Here is a 524-nt window from a genome sequence, read left to right as displayed (position 1 = left end):
TTTATGGCAGAAGTGTAAAGGTTACCGCCATTGCAACAGCCTCCAAGGGAACGATTATCGATGCAGGTGGTATTGATCTTTTAAAGGTCTGTGCAGATATAGAGCATTTTGGAAAGTTTGCAGATGATACACCTGGACTTTGTCATAAGGATGCGCTGGCGGTTATTGAGGAAGCGGACTGTGATGTAGTGTGTGAGCTGACGCCGCTGGAGATTTTTACAGGACAGCCTGCTATCGATCATATTAAAATGGCTTTTGCATGTGGTAAGCATGTGATTACGGCTAATAAAGGACCGGTTGCATGGGCTTTTGACGAGTTGAAATCGCTGGCAAAAGAGAACGGCCTGTGCTTTTTCTATGAAACGACGGTAATGGATGGAACACCAGTATTTAATCTGGTGGAGCATACACTGAAATTCTGTCAGGTGACAGAGGTTTCCGGAATTCTAAACAGTACCACTAATTATATTTTGGAGGGACTGGCACAGGGAAAGCCTTACGATGATGTTATTGTTGCGGGCAAG

1 pseudogene is annotated in these 524 nt (G+C 44.5%); it reads left to right on the top strand.

Going from position 1 to position 524, the window contains the following annotated elements:
- Positions 1-524, top strand: a pseudogene (locus D1841_RS18500) (hypothetical protein); the annotation flags it as partial.

Origin of the sequence: Neglectibacter sp. X4 (assembly GCF_009917365.1) — a bacterium.
Lineage (GTDB): Bacteria > Bacillota > Clostridia > Oscillospirales > Acutalibacteraceae > Acutalibacter.
The sequence above is the reverse complement of the archived record's forward strand: the minus strand, read 5'-3'. Positions and strand labels throughout refer to the sequence as shown.